Here is a 14,231-nt window from a genome sequence, read left to right on the forward strand (position 1 = left end):
GTCTGGCTAGTGCCCATGGCTGCCCTACCCTTCACTATAGTTCCATCAGCTTCTTCAAAGCCGCCCTTCAACGCCTTGAGTACATCATTAATGAACTTCTCGTACTCTTCCTCACTCATCGTCCTCCTAAACACGTCGGGGACTTTGATGGTTATGCCTCAAGGCCCTTTGGCTTCAGTTGAACCGTTATACCGCCGGTGCTTGTTCTATGCGTCTCCAGCGTTATGCGTTCACGATACACGCTTACTCCGCCCTCATTACTCCAAGTAATGATCTCAGCCTTGCCATCTACTATATCCCTGATTAGCTCCTTGACATCACTATCAACGGTTTGCCAGTATCGCCAAAAGTCTTCGTTGTAACTTATGAACTTGTCGACCATCCCTAGGAGGTCATTAACAACATCATCGCTGTACTTTTCTCGTAATTGCGTTTCCAACCTGTCTCTGGCCATTAACCTCTCATCCATCCATTTCACAACCCACCATGAGTCCCAAACCCTCCACCTCAGAATTCGCCTAACAGCCTCACCCAGTAATTCAACGGCTTTGTCTATGGTGTTTTTATTAGCTTCGTCACCACATTGATACTCATTACCGCGTTTAACACCCATGCAGAACCTATTCCTCCTCAATGAATCCACGTTTAATTCACCAAACTCACCCAGAGCACTGGACATACCAATGCGGAAATCTCAACAGAATTAATGAGACACTACACGCGCCTCAACATCAGTCAAGACCACCACACCGAGACTAGAACGCCGCATTTAGCAATCTTGAACGCCAACTCGCACATAAAGCTCTGTGCCGAATTAACAAAAATGAGGATAATGCTTTAAAATTAACATGGATCTTCGAAGGGTTGTATGAAGGCCTTAATCATAGTTGCTGATACGTCATATGAGGGGGAGTACTCAATGACGGTACAGGCACTTAGGCAGTTAGGTATGGAAGTTAGTACGGGGTTGGTAAGTAAGATCGCGAATGTAAACTTCAACATTGACTTAACGGATAAATTAAGCGAGGACGTGCTTAATGGCTATGACGTAGTCGCCTTCATAGGTGGTTACTGGGCTTACTACGCCGCCACTGGTAAGGAAATGCCGGGTAGGATTAAGCCCATGGTTAATAGAGAGGCCTTCGAGAAACTGCTCACCCAATCAATAGGTAGTGGTAAGAAGACAATACTACCGCTGGCGACCCCAGCCTATGCGGCTAAGCTCGGGTTATTAAAGGGTAGGAAGGCGACTGTGTACCCAACCACGGACTTAATAAGCATCCTTAGGAGTAATGGCGTTGATTATGTAAATGAGGATTTCGTGGCTGACGGCAATGTCATAACCCTCAAGAAGATGTCCGTCGAATTCCTTACCAAGGCCCTTAGTAAGTAAATAATCCCTTTTCTTTGAAGTAAATAATTTAGTAAAATGAGCGATGCATCATTGAGGGTAAAGAAATAGTTTAAATTACCCATACACCTTGCCTAAACCGGTAATGGCTTCAGTACAGCGTAAGTCATTGGAGATGTATGAGATACCGCGGATCGTGGTGTTCGGGCCCAACGCCATTGGTAAAGTACCCGAGATATTAAGTAAGATAGGGCTTAATGGATTAAGGGGCCTAATCCTCATAGGTCCTCACTTTGGCAAGCACCTGATTGATAAGCTTGAGTGCAGGATGTGCGACATGGAGGAGATTGATGAGATAGGTCCCGAGAGGATTATTGAGTTATCAAGTAGGTATGCCCACGTTACTGATTATATAATTGCCCTGGGTGGTGGTAGGATAATTGATTTTGGTAAGGCTATGGCATACATAATGAATGTACCCTACGTGTCGATACCGACGATAGCGTCCCACGATGGTATAGCGAGTCCCTACGTATCGCATGTGCTTCAACTCGACCTTAATAAGCATGGAATTGGTAAGGTGCAGAAGTCACCAATAGCGATCATTGCCGATACCTCAATAATACTCGAGGCACCAAGGAGGTACCTACTGGCTGGCATTGGTGAATTAGTCGGTAAGTTAATCGCCGTTAAGGATTGGGAACTTGCTGTTAAGGTTAGAGGCGAGGAATTCAGTGAGTATGCCGCGACCCTTGCCAGGGATAGTGCGTTAATGGTTCTTAGGAATAGGGACAGGTTGAAGGTTCATAATGAGGAGAGTGTGAGGATAGTGGTTAAGGCATTACTCGGTTGCGGGGTTGCCATGGCAATCGCCGGTAGCTCAAGGCCATGCAGCGGCTCCGAGCACCTATTCAGCCATGCAATAGACCTACTGGCTAGGGAGAGGGGGTTTAGGCCGGCGCTGCATGGTGAGCAGGTGGCGCTTGGCGCGATAATGATGGCTTACCTACATGGGATGAAATGGAGGAGGATTAAGTCATTTCTGCAGAGCCTAAACATACCAGTCACTGCCAAGGAGCTCGGCCTTGATAGGGACGTGATAATTGATGCATTGACCATGGCGCATAATGTAAGGCCCGATAGGTTCACAATACTTGGGGCTGGCTTAACGCGTAAGGCTGCTGAGAACCTAGTCGAAATTACGGGTGTGGCGTAGACGGGCATTGCCGGCGATATTGAGACTCTAATAAGATTTAGGGTAAAGGTGGGTGTTTTTGATTTAAAGGGTGAGGTGTTTCATTGCCTGCTTCACGTTGGTTTTACCTCGTCCCTCAGGTCCTTAATAAGTCCGTTCTTCCCAGGTCAGGAGATAATGCTCGAGAGGGTTAAGCTATTGAGAACTAGGAACACGGCTAGTAGGCAGTTCACGATACCGAGGGAGGTCAGGGAGAAGTACGGGATAAAGCCCCTTGACGAGATTGAGGTAATTGGTATAAATCCAGTGAGCCCTTAAATTCGGCTTCGGCATTACTATTATCACTGTGGATCCTAAGTTAAGGAGGGTTTATTCGAGGTGCATTACCGAGGTTGCCCGTGGCCTACTCCCTGACTTGGTTAACGGCGTTTATGACTACCTCATGGTTAATTTGGCGAGTATTACGTATGGGCTTGGAGACCCTAGGGCTTTCCTCGTGAATGTTAGGCTGGCTATTGACTACGGCAAATAGTTATTGCTGGTTACGGATTTACCGTTTCTATTCATGTGGGCGCTGTTGTGTTAAAACGTAAAGTTAGGGATTATGTTAAGGCTGGGAGGGTTGTTGATATGTTGAGAGCTGTGTATGGTGATGGATTCGCCGTTAATGTCAATAAAAGCGGCGAGTGCTTAGATGTCGTAATACCTATGCACGTGTTTGAGAGGTATAGCGACATTAAGGGGCAAGTCATCGAGGTGCTGTGTAGGAGGCTCGAGAAAACTAAGGACGAGAGGAAGAGACGAATAATCACCAAACACTTAAGGCGTCTCGCACCCACAGAGGAGGTGGCCGCGGCGTGTAAATTATGATCCTAATGCAGCGCCCGAGCTACCGGCTATCGTCACGGCAATAGCTTAAGTCTAAATGATTTTTATCAATATGTAACCAAACACGAGACCAATGATTATTGACGTTATAAAGCCCAGTATTAACTCGTTGAAGTACCTCAGGTTTATTATCCTAAACCTATGAGCTGCACCAACGCCAACTAAGCCGAAGGACGTGGTCACGGTGACGGGCATGGGAACCGAGTATATGGTCCCAGTCTCCATTGCCACGAATGAGAATAACTGAACTGTGAAGCTGGTCAATGGGCCTATCGTGAATAGGCTTGTGCTTAGCTTATACAGTGTTCTCCAGCCAATTAATAATACGCCGAGTACTGAGCCAACGATTATTAGCAATAAGCCCCTATAGCTGAAACTTAGTAGTGCCCATAACAATCCAAGGTTGTTTGCGCCGAAGGAGAACGAGAGTAAGAATACCGTGATTATGGATAATGCGCGGTAGGCACCCACGTACCTAAAGGACATCCTTGAAAAGGCGCCCAGTGATTTATAAAGTATGTATGATAGCATCATCACTATTATGGGTAAGGACAACCAATAACTAAGTACGAAGACCGCATTACTCATAATATGCCCTAACGCCAATGTCGCGCCCACCAAACTTGCATATAAGGAGCCTGTTAATGACATTGGAACTCTCATGCCCTCACCAATTATGAATATCACTATGGTAACGGCCATCGCCACTAACGCAACATTGCCACTCACCACATTAGCTCTCATGTAAGTGCCCTGCAACCACAGACCAAGTATGTAACCAAGCAATGCAATTAATAGGGCGTACTTATAATCAATGGATCTAGAACCAACCGCAGCACCTGCATTAGCTGATAAGTTATTCCCAGAGACCAGGAATGACAGTGAAAAGGCCAGTATGTAATCAATGACCAGGGTATACACCATGTTAAGCATGAATAATTACATAATTCCTTTTAAATCCAACCTATGTTAATTACCTGTTCCTCAAGTCATTAATTATTAGTTCAGCAACCCTCTTACCGCTCATTATCATTGAGCCGAATATTGGTCCCATCCTAGGCAACCCATAAACCGCGGCAACGGCCATGCCGGTTACGTAAAGGCCCTCCATGACCCTGCCAGTGTACTTAATAACTAAGTCCTCAGCCACTGAGGCATATGCGGACTTTTCACCAGGCACCTTTAGACCTAGGTCTGGGTTCTTCCTTGCGGCAACCATCACGACCTCCGCATCATGCCCCGTGGCATCAACCACAGCCCTAGATTCAATGAAGAATGGTCCGTATGTATATTGGCCATTTGTATTGATGACCAGTAAACAGCGAGACCAGCTATCCTGGGAGGATTATCCCTAATTATGACATCCTCAACATTAATTCCAAGCAGGAACTTCGCACCGGCATCAATGGCCTTAGTCGCGAGTTTAGCCATCATCTCGGCAGGATCCACGACAAACAACCCATCACCCATGTCCTGAAGCCTAACCCCAAAGTCCTTACTAAGTATGTCAGAAACTGGGTACTCAACCACTATGCTGGGCAGGTGACTGGCTGCACCACCAATACCACCACCAAATGAGAACCTTCTCTCCAACACCACGGTTTTAAGGCCCGCCTTAGCCAGGTAATAAGCTGCCGTCATGCCTGATGGTCCCGCACCAACAATAGCCACGTCGACGCTCGAGTAATCATCAAGTATCTTCAGGGCGCTCCTCACTATTGCACGGGTAATACTTGACTCCGAGATTGAGACGCCAGCCATATAATCACCAGGTTATTAATCATTAATAAGTACATTATAAACATTATGCCAAGGCTAAGCATTATGTTCTTAATGGGCCACGGTCACGATAAATCACGAAATAAAGCCACGCATCAATTAATAAAATGTGCATTACAGAAGGCATTTAACAAGTGCATCATCTATCCCCTACTTATACCTAAAGTAATCATTGAATTCCATATTTCCTAATCAACTCATTAATCCTCATAACCCACCCCTCATGATCAGCCTCCCTCTCTATGCCATTAACCGACTTACTACTAACCACGTAATCCAACGCCAAGGAGCTTGGAACAGTACATCATTCTCCTTCTTAATATGCTGAGTCAAGTGATCAGCAAGTAACCTCAGGTAATTAATCAATGCCTGCCCAGCACCCTCATCACCACCCTCAACCCAGGCCCTAAGCAGCTCACTGCTCATCCTAATTAGGTACCTGGCTATGCCGTGCTCACTGACCATTACGTATACGGGACTACCCTCGAATGGGAAGAGCCTCAGGTTAAGCGTGGGGAATAGTATGAACTCCTCCTTAGCATGGTGGCACTTATCGATAAACGCATCGAAGAATTCAATCAATAACTTAACGTCATTCGGGTCGGGCCGATCAGTATTAATAACCTTATAGAGAACCTTCAACGAGCTTAGTATGACGTCATGATCCTTAACCAGGTTATCAACAACCTCAGCAACATTAACCCTAATCACCATACTACATAAACCCACAAAGCAATAACTAAATACATACCTTACATAACCAGCTAGGTACCGATACTCATAATTAGTATCGTAAAGAGCTGGTTAAAAATATCGAGTACCTCCTAAGAATTAATGGGTTCATCACGTATATCCCTTAAGCATGTCATTGCAGTATGTAAAATGAATAACCTCAGCATTGAGGAAAAGGCCCTCGATGGTGGAAATGTACGCGGAAGTAGCGATATATAGTATTAACAGTAATGGTGTTAAAAACGATCACAGCGATTGTCATTGTGGGATTGAGCGCAGGACTGGCGCCCCGGCCGGGATTTGAACCCGGGTCTGCGGCTCGACAGGCCGCATCCTAGACCGGGCTGAACGACCGGGGCTGTTGTCTCATTTTTCCTGTGGAGTTTTAAACTTTTGCCTATGGTTCTTAACCTGGGCCTGGGTGAAGTCCTCGGGGCAATCCGCCGCGGTCGCCCCCTTTGTGGGTGTGGTCTCGTTTAAGTGCCTGAGGATTCTTTGCCTTGTCTCTTCATCCTCGGCATCCTTATACCTTAAACAGAGCACTGCCGTGATACTCCTCCTCAAATCATCATCCAGCATTACCATCCTCGTTAATGAGTGCCGCGGCACCTCTATAGAAACGTAGATATAGCCATCTCGCCTACGGGTGTAGGTATGGGTATAAACAGTGATGTTGCCGTACTTATTCTTCAACGCATTAACAATCTGCTCCGCTTCCTCGCTTGCCGCATTGCAACGCAGTGAAAACGACCTAACAACATCTACTGTAAACGCCTTCCCTAACAACTCTACGCTATATCTTCCCCTCCTTTTCATGAAGAACATATGTCTCAGCTTTTCCCCATCGTGGAAAGAAGCTAGGAACATCATTACATCGAATAACAAGGGATCTTTAGTGGTGATTGCGTTAAGTGCCGTTTTAGAGAGTTTGGCGGCGTTCTCACCGGATATCTCTAATGTTATGAGTCTTCTATTTCTTCTATAATACTTCAACCCTAACACCTTCAATATATCTTCCCACATATTCATCTCTTCCTCATCCGCACCCACTAATTCTATTCTTGCTTTTTTATTTCCTGAAGGTGGGTTAGCCGAGCCATCACCCAGCACGCCTGCGAACAGCATTACCGCCAAATCATCTACATTATTTACTTGATTTACTTGATCTAATTTCTCACCATCGTATGCAACCAAGTGCCATACAAGTCTCATCCCTTTCTTGCTTACATTAATGCCCTTTAGATATACATATTGTTTCCCTGGGTGTATCATTAACCAAAGTAGTGTTTGCCATAGAAATGCCGTTGTCATTGCTGGGTGGCCCCTCTGAACATACCCATCAGTTCTCATTAACCCCATACCAAGTATCTTTCTCGCCCATTCGGAAATTAAGGGAGGTACCTCGATGTTTAACCCGCCAATACCTTTAATCAATATCTTCGTCGATGCCCTGGTATAATATATCGTCGCATAATCACCCACAATACTTAAAGAGACTTTTCCCCTCCTTATGACTTCATATTTTCCATTTATTAACTCCATAACCTCAGGATAAACCCTCTCCCTATACCATTGCCTAACTTTATCGGTATATTCGATTATCCTCCCAACCGTCTCAGCGAACGCCCTGATATTATCGGCATTCTCCGCGTACTTCTCCGCCAGTTCATTAAGGAAACCTCTAAACCTCGTTAAATCCTCAATCGCCCTATTAAACGTATCATCCACCTCACCCAATCTACTCGTTACTCTCAACCTAACCTCATCAAGCAACCTCTTCGTCTCCTCATCAATGATTTGTGGTATTTGATCATTCATCGCCCTACTTGACGTATTGCCGAGGATTACCTGACCCATCACCCCTAAATTACCAAACCAACTTATATACCAATATCGAAATCGGAATAGAGAACCATGAAGTGACGTACTGCATGATGATAAGTCATAAAACATCGTTCACAATTCACGGACGTAATAGCCATAAGCCATGCATTGCACGGCTTTGTTCTGCCTTAAATGCTATTTTATATGCGTTTTGGTAGCTTTTTGCTATGTATGTGGAGGGTGGTTCTGGTATTATTGTGTTTATTCCATTGAATCGATCCTTGGGTAATGCTTGATTATAAATATTCCCATTAACGAGGAAATAAACAACCAAATCACTTGAATTCTGTTAATCATGGGCAAACCAATAATAAGCATAAAACACACCAAAGTATTCATAATTAGGATTACTTTGCTAATCCTTTAAGGCAAATACAATATCTACAATACAACAGAATCATCAATATTCGAAGACTCCGCAGGAGCTATAGATGTCGGAATTATTAGGTGTGCTTTAATGTTGGGTTATGTGGAGCGGTGCCATTGATTTAGTTATCCGTGGGGGTTGTCCGGCGGTTGGGTAAGTATGGTGAGTCGTGTGATTAATCTATGTATTAGGTGCTAGACCGAGCACGTACATTATCGCACTTTCGGAAACCACCTCACGTCACTAAACGCAAGCGCCATATCCACTAAGCCAACGACGGGCAGGGATTGTTAAAGTATGAAGAGCGTCCCCTATTCTATGTTTCCTCTGTTTCTTGTCTAATTATTGACTGAGTAAACGCTTTAAATTGGCATTTTCCTGTCTTTGGTATGGCGGTGAATACCATGGGTAATAATACAGGTGATAAGGAGGATGAGGAGTTGAGCAGGTTATTGGAGAGGAAGGCGAGGGAGTTTGCTAAGGCTGTAGGTAATGAGCCTGTTGAGTTGAGTGAGGATAATTTTGATGAATTCATAAGGAGTAGGAGGGTTGTGGTTGTGGACTTTTGGGCGCCTGGTGTGCGCCGTGCTTCCTACTTGAGCCGATCCTAAAGGCCCTGGCTAGGGAGATGCCCTGCGTTGGCTTTGGCAGGTTGAATACCCAGGAGTGGCCTGACGTTGCGGCTAAGTACGATGTGATGAGCTTGCCGACTGTGATAATATTTAAGGATGGTGAGCCCGTGGATTTCGTGGTTGGCGCCGTGCCTAAGAAGATAATTGCTGATAAGATAAGGAGGGTTCTTAGTGAGAATTGAAATTATTTGATGAATTTTACCAGGTAATTAACTTACTTAATGTTTTCCTCCCTCTCTATCTCGCCTAATGACTTGTCTAGGGCGTCAATCGCCTTATCAATGTGCTCCTGCTTAACGGTTAATGGCGGTGCAAACCTAATGACATTGCCATTCCAACCGCTGGTCACGAAGAGTACGCCCCTCTTCAATGCCCTGTTAAGGCATATGTCGCTTGTCTCCTTCGTCGCTGGTTCCTTGGTCTTCCTATTCTTAACGAGTTCAATACCAATCATGAGCCCGAGACCCCTCACCTCACCAATGAGCAGGTGCTTGTCGTATAGCTCCATTAACCTCTTCATTGCGTATTCACCCATTCTCTTAGCGTTACTCAATAGCTCCTCCTTATGCATGTTATAGTAATCAACAGTAGCCTTGACAGCCGCCATTATTAATGCTGATGCTCCGAAGGTTGAGTGCTCATCATTCAACTGCATTACTGAGGCAATTTCCTTCCTAGTGACCACGGCAGACGCAGGTAATCCACCCGTCATTCCCTTAGCCGCGACCACTATGTCAGGTTTAACGTTGAATTGTTCGAAGGCCCAGGTGGTGCCAGTCCTACCCATGCCAGTCTGAACTTCATCAAACACTAGCAGTATTCCGTAGGTATCAAGGACCTTCTTTAACCTCTCGAAGAAGTCCATTGGGGGCACCACTATGCCGCCGACGCCCTGTATTGGTTCAGTAATTAGGCAACACACGTCCTTAATGGCCACATAATTAATGTAGTACTCAATGGTCTCGACAGCTGCCTTACCACACTCCTCAGGTGGCATTTCACCGAACGGGCACCTGTATGGGTATGGAAATGGTGCTATTAACGTGCCTGGCGGTAATGGTCCGTACTCCTTCCTCCTCATTCCATGGTACGAGCCAGTTAGGTATGTCCTACCGTGGTAACCACCCATTAGGTACATTACATACGTATTCTTCGTGTACCTCTTCGCAATCTTAAGCGCTAACTCAATACCCTCGGAACCTGACAACTTAAAGTGGACCTTATTGTACATGTTCCTGTCAGAGAATAGACTCAGTACGGCCTTTGCGGCGTTGAGTAATTCCTCCGTGTACCAATTATAGCCATTACCAGCGATCAAGCGCTTGGCAGTCTCTGCAATGGCATCCGCAAGCCCCGGTGGGTTGTGACCTAGTAATGCCGTGGTTACCACGGTCATGAAGTCCAGGTATGTATTCCCATCAACGTCATAAACATAGATATCGCGGGCCTCCCTAACAACAAGTCTATGCGTTGGATATAAATTGCTCATTAAGTACTCGTCGAGCTCCTTAAGAATCTCCTCCGTCCTCCCCATTAAGTTAATTAAATGCCCGCTCCTTTTAAGCTTAATCTATTAGTTATTTTACTCCATAGAATATGTAATATTTATTCCATAATGATCCTCGATATTTTTGGAAATTTTCTCTTAATTAAGGTATAATCTATAAGAATACATAGATTATTTACTCATTTAGAAAGGTTTTTAAGAATCAACCTAAGATGGAGCTTCGATCTCCATGGAGGAGCAGGAGCAAAAGCCGGAGGAGGGTAAGGTTGTCTCTGAGACATCATTAATGGTTCCATCACCTCTCGATTTATTATTTAACCCAAGGTCTGTTGCGATTATTGGGGCTACGCTAGGGAGAATAGTGTTGGTGGAGTAATCACCAAGAACTTGCTCACTAAATTTAAGGGTAAGGTTTATCTGGTTAATCCCAGGTATGATGAGGTTAATGGTATTAAGTACTATAAGTCAGTGCTGGACATTCAGGATGATGTTGATCTGGCCGTTATAGTGGTTCCGGCGCCAGCCGTGCCTAAGGTAACGGATGAGTGTGTCAGGAAGGGTGTTAGGGTTACGATTATCATTAGTGGTGGTTTTAGTGAGGTTGGTGAGGAGGGTGCGAAGCTTGAGGAGGAGTTGAGGAGGGTTGCTCAAAACCGTATTAGGGTTCTCGGCCCAAACTGCATTGGCGTTTACAACGCATTTAACGGCCTCGACACATTCTTTTTGCCCGAGGATAGGATGGGTAGGCCGAGGCCTGGTCCCGTGGCCTTAATTAGCCAGAGTGGTGCTGTTGCAGGTGCCATACTTGATTGGGCCGCTAGGAGGAATATTGGTGTTGGTTTGGCCGTGAACTACGGAAACAAGCTGGACATTAATGAGTCCGAGCTCCTTGAGTACTTTGCTAGGGATAATAGGGTTAAGGTCATTGTGATGTATATGGAGGGATTGAAATACCCAGGAGAGGGAAAGAAGTTGCTTGAGGTTATGAAGGAGGTATCGAACGTTAAACCAGTGGTCGTTTATAAGGCTGGTAGGACGAAGGCGGCCACGGGCGCCGTTAAGTCCCACACGGCGGCTTTGGCGGGTAATTACGAGATCTACCACGCAATGCTTAAGCAGGCGAACGTAATTGAAGCAGATAATCTAACGGATGCCTTTGACATGGCCAAGGCCCTGGCGACGCAACCATTACCGAGGGGTAACAGGGTACTTGTCATAACGGATAGTGGCGGTATGGGTATACAATCTGTGGATGCCCTGGACATGCGTGGACTGCAGGTTCCTGAATTATCCGAGAGCCTGCAGGAAATACTGAGGAAGCAATTACCACCACTGGCAGTCACCCGTAACCCGATCGACTTGACGGGTAGTGCCACGGATGCCATGTACAAGTTTGTCCTAGACACCGTATTACCCACAAGCTACGTGGACATGGCGTTAATAATAGCACTAATGCAGATACCGGGCTTAACTATAAACCTGGGCAATTACATAATTGAGGCTAAGAGGTTTGGTAAGCCGATAATCGTCGTTAGCTTCGGTGGTAATGAGTATGTGGTTAAGTTCGAGAGCCACCTCGAGGAGAATGGAATACCCGTCTATCACGCGCCTCATAGGGCCGCTAAGGCATTATGGGCTTTGTATGAGTATGCAAAAATAAAGGGTGTGGCTAGGGAGTGGTGAGGGGTATGAACCCAATAATCGCAAAGGCCCTTGAGGAGGGTAGGTATAAACTACTTGAGCATGAGTCCTTCGAGCTGCTTAGGCAGTATAACATACCAGTTCCAGACTTTGCGTTGGTTCAGGACGTTAATGAGGCGCTAAAGATCGTCAAGGACATCGGCTACCCAGTGGTGCTTAAGGTAGTTTCCCCAGACATAATCCATAAGTCAGACGTTGGTGGCGTGATACTCAATATAAATAGTGATGACGAACTCAGAAGCGCTTGCGAGAGTATAAGGAATAACATTAGGGAGAGGGCGCCATACGCCAGGGTCACGGGCTTCCTAATCCAGAAGATGATTCCTGAGGGCCTTGAGACAATAATCGGCGCCACTAGGGATCCGATCTTTGGTCACGTAATAGCCTTTGGCCTTGGTGGGGTTATGGTTGAGGTGTTACAGGACGTTAGTTTCAGGATTGTGCCGATAACGGAGGAGGATGCCAGGGCAATGGTTAGGGAGATAAAGGGCTATAGGCTATTCAATGGTTATAGGAACATGCCTGCGAGGGATGAGGAAGCCATCATTTACGTAATAACGAAGTTCTCAGAGCTACTATCCGATAACCCAAACATTGTTGAGGCAGATCTGAATCCAGTCATTGTTCTCGAGAGAGGTAAGGGCGCCTACGCGGCTGATGCAAGGTTCATAATTGGGTCTGTGTGATTCGTGAGTTAGGTTTAAAATTAATACCGTGGTTTCGCCCCTTGTATGAATAAGGCACTACTGGTGTTTAGGCTTAAGATGGCACTCGCAATAATAGCAATATTACTGCTAGGCGCCGCATTTACCTACGGCATTATGTGGTGGTTAACAAGAGGCTCGATAAGTGGTGTTGCCCTGGTAACGAGTCTCGTGGTTATGGCCTTCGTATTGACGCTATTCCAATGGTTATTTAGCCCATTCCTAATCAACGCCATGTATAGGCTCATGAGATTAAGCCGGATGACCCAACCTACGGCTGGGTATATGAAATGGTTGCCGACGTTGCAAGGGCCAATGGTTTTAAGGATGTGCCTAAGGTCTACGTAGCCGATGTTCCATTTCCCAACGCCTTCGCCTACGGAAGCCCAATAGCTGGTAAGAGAGTTGCGATAACACTGCCTCTACTCAGGATATTAAAGCCCAGCGAGTTAAAGGCTGTTCTTGGACATGAGATTGGCCACCTTAGGCATAGGGATGTGGAGGTCCTAATGGCTGTTGGCTTATTACCAACGGTTATTTACTGGCTCGGTTGGTCACTTTGGTGGGGCGGTTGGTGGGGAGGTTGGTCTGAGGGTAGGAATAATGGTGGTGGACTACTACTCCTAATAGGCCTTGTGCTCATTGCCGTCAGCTTCCTATTCAACCTATTTGTGCTGTACATCAATAGGTTGAGGGAGGCCTACGCTGACATTAATGGCGCGTTAACAGTTGAGAATGGCGCCCGTAACCTGCAAAGGGCCCTTGCCAAGATAACGCTGTATATGGACCCGAACATCGTGAAGAGGACTACGAATGGTACGCTGAGGATGCTCTTCTTCGCACCGCCCGTTAGTACTGAGTATCTTGAGAGTAACGTTGATGACTTAATAGAGTATTGGAGACATTATAAGCCGTCAATTTGGGAGGAGTTATTCATGACGCATCCGCATCCTGCCAAGAGGATACAAATGCTTGATAGGCTTGCTGGGTCCTCGCCGTGATCCTCAAATCAAAATAGAAAGAAACCCCAATAAAAATTATTAGCTAACCTTCCTTATAATCCCACTCAACTCTCCTTAACCGCTGATTGAAGATATAGAACCCTATACTTATTCCTCAACTTAATTAATGCGAAGGTGAATATTTGCTCACCACTAACGTAATTGCTCGTGGTTGTAACCCTCACGTACTTGGCGTTACTAATGTTATTAGTCACGTTACCATCCAGGTCAAATAACGTTACATCATTAATGCTTAAACCAATACTCGTTAATGCATCCCTGATGCAGTCAATTACCAGGGATTCATCAACATCGTAGCACTTACCGCCCATGAACTCGTTCATTACCTTACTATGCAGTTCATAAACCCTCCTATCTAATTCGCTCATCCAGTTACCGTAGTTGTGCTACTAAATATACCTTACTAATTTAGGGGTTGGTTATCGTGGGTCTTAGGTAATGCTTATTTTTAACTTGAGCGCTCACTTAT

General features: G+C 45.6%; 13 protein-coding genes, 1 tRNA gene and 4 pseudogenes. 10 read left to right on the plus strand and 8 right to left on the minus strand.

Features of this window, described 5'->3' with window-relative positions:
* Positions 1–151 precede the first annotated feature (151 nt).
* A complete protein-coding gene (locus JCM14467_RS12150) occupies positions 152–679 on the minus strand; it encodes a hypothetical protein (RefSeq protein ID WP_054850339.1) in 528 nt (175 codons plus the stop codon).
* Between the two features lie 189 nt (positions 680–868).
* On the opposite strand from JCM14467_RS12150, the gene JCM14467_RS12155 reads away from it, so the two are divergent.
* The 5 genes and pseudogenes from JCM14467_RS12155 to JCM14467_RS12175 all read left to right on the plus strand — a co-directional run bounded on the left by JCM14467_RS12155 (position 869) and on the right by JCM14467_RS12175 (position 3,416).
* Complete coding sequence (locus JCM14467_RS12155) at positions 869–1,393, plus strand: DJ-1/PfpI family protein (protein WP_054850340.1); 525 nt, start codon at positions 869–871, stop codon at positions 1,391–1,393.
* 103 nt (positions 1,394–1,496) lie between these two features.
* Positions 1,497–2,567, plus strand: a complete 1,071-nt coding sequence (locus JCM14467_RS12160; protein ID WP_054850341.1) for a sn-glycerol-1-phosphate dehydrogenase — start codon at positions 1,497–1,499, stop codon at positions 2,565–2,567.
* A 159-nt stretch (positions 2,568–2,726) separates the two neighbouring features.
* Positions 2,727–2,864, plus strand: a pseudogene (locus tag JCM14467_RS12165) (AbrB/MazE/SpoVT family DNA-binding domain-containing protein); the annotation flags it as partial.
* 28 nt (positions 2,865–2,892) lie between these two features.
* A complete protein-coding gene (locus JCM14467_RS12170) occupies positions 2,893–3,078 on the plus strand; it encodes a hypothetical protein (protein WP_054850342.1) in 186 nt (61 codons plus the stop codon).
* 35 nt (positions 3,079–3,113) lie between these two features.
* Complete coding sequence (locus JCM14467_RS12175; protein ID WP_054850343.1) at positions 3,114–3,416, plus strand: hypothetical protein; 303 nt, start codon at positions 3,114–3,116, stop codon at positions 3,414–3,416.
* Between the two features lie 51 nt (positions 3,417–3,467).
* Here the strand turns inward: JCM14467_RS12175 and JCM14467_RS12180 are convergent, their stop codons facing one another.
* The 5 genes and pseudogenes from JCM14467_RS12180 to JCM14467_RS12200 all read right to left on the minus strand — a co-directional run bounded on the left by JCM14467_RS12180 (position 3,468) and on the right by JCM14467_RS12200 (position 7,802).
* Positions 3,468–4,367: an inorganic phosphate transporter gene (locus JCM14467_RS12180; RefSeq protein WP_252901558.1), complete on the minus strand. Its 900-nt coding sequence runs from the start codon at positions 4,365–4,367 to the stop codon at positions 3,468–3,470.
* Between the two features lie 40 nt (positions 4,368–4,407).
* Positions 4,408–5,195, minus strand: a pseudogene (locus JCM14467_RS12185) (sulfide-dependent adenosine diphosphate thiazole synthase).
* A gap of 258 nt (positions 5,196–5,453) precedes the next feature.
* Positions 5,454–5,927 (minus strand): hemerythrin domain-containing protein, encoded by a 474-nt coding sequence (locus JCM14467_RS12190; RefSeq protein WP_054850344.1) that lies wholly within the window; start codon positions 5,925–5,927, stop codon positions 5,454–5,456.
* Between the two features lie 300 nt (positions 5,928–6,227).
* Positions 6,228–6,304: transfer RNA gene (locus tag JCM14467_RS12195), tRNA-Asp, on the minus strand.
* 7 nt (positions 6,305–6,311) lie between these two features.
* Positions 6,312–7,802: a hypothetical protein gene (locus JCM14467_RS12200; RefSeq protein WP_054850345.1), complete on the minus strand. Its 1,491-nt coding sequence runs from the start codon at positions 7,800–7,802 to the stop codon at positions 6,312–6,314.
* A gap of 783 nt (positions 7,803–8,585) precedes the next feature.
* Here JCM14467_RS12200 and JCM14467_RS18420 point away from each other — a divergent pair.
* Both JCM14467_RS18420 and JCM14467_RS18425 read left to right on the plus strand, forming a co-directional pair.
* Positions 8,586–8,807, plus strand: coding sequence for a hypothetical protein (locus tag JCM14467_RS18420; protein WP_252901559.1), 222 nt, complete (start codon positions 8,586–8,588; stop codon positions 8,805–8,807).
* Positions 8,762–9,010 carry a thioredoxin family protein gene (locus JCM14467_RS18425; protein WP_252901560.1) on the plus strand — a complete coding sequence of 83 codons (249 nt, stop codon included), beginning with the start codon at positions 8,762–8,764 and terminating at the stop codon, positions 9,008–9,010. Before JCM14467_RS18420 ends, JCM14467_RS18425 begins: the two co-directional genes overlap by 46 nt.
* 32 nt (positions 9,011–9,042) lie before the next feature.
* Here the strand turns inward: JCM14467_RS18425 and JCM14467_RS12210 are convergent, their stop codons facing one another.
* A complete protein-coding gene (locus tag JCM14467_RS12210) occupies positions 9,043–10,362 on the minus strand; it encodes an aspartate aminotransferase family protein (protein ID WP_054850346.1) in 1,320 nt (439 codons plus the stop codon).
* A gap of 259 nt (positions 10,363–10,621) precedes the next feature.
* Between JCM14467_RS12210 and JCM14467_RS12215 the strand changes: the two are divergent.
* From JCM14467_RS12215 to htpX, 3 genes and pseudogenes are all read left to right on the plus strand, one after another.
* Positions 10,622–12,018: pseudogene (locus JCM14467_RS12215) on the plus strand (acetate--CoA ligase family protein).
* 5 nt (positions 12,019–12,023) lie between these two features.
* Positions 12,024–12,722 carry an acetate--CoA ligase family protein gene (locus JCM14467_RS12220; RefSeq protein WP_054850388.1) on the plus strand — a complete coding sequence of 233 codons (699 nt, stop codon included), beginning with the start codon at positions 12,024–12,026 and terminating at the stop codon, positions 12,720–12,722.
* Positions 12,723–12,767: 45 nt separating this feature from the next.
* Positions 12,768–13,741, plus strand: a pseudogene (gene htpX / locus JCM14467_RS12225) (zinc metalloprotease HtpX).
* 65 nt (positions 13,742–13,806) lie between these two features.
* Here htpX and JCM14467_RS12230 read toward each other — a convergent pair.
* Positions 13,807–14,130 (minus strand): hypothetical protein, encoded by a 324-nt coding sequence (locus JCM14467_RS12230; RefSeq protein ID WP_054850347.1) that lies wholly within the window; start codon positions 14,128–14,130, stop codon positions 13,807–13,809.
* Between the last annotated feature and the right edge of the window lie 101 nt (positions 14,131–14,231).

This window comes from Vulcanisaeta sp. JCM 14467, assembly GCF_001316245.1.
Classification (GTDB): Archaea; Thermoproteota; Thermoprotei; order Thermoproteales; family Thermocladiaceae; genus Vulcanisaeta.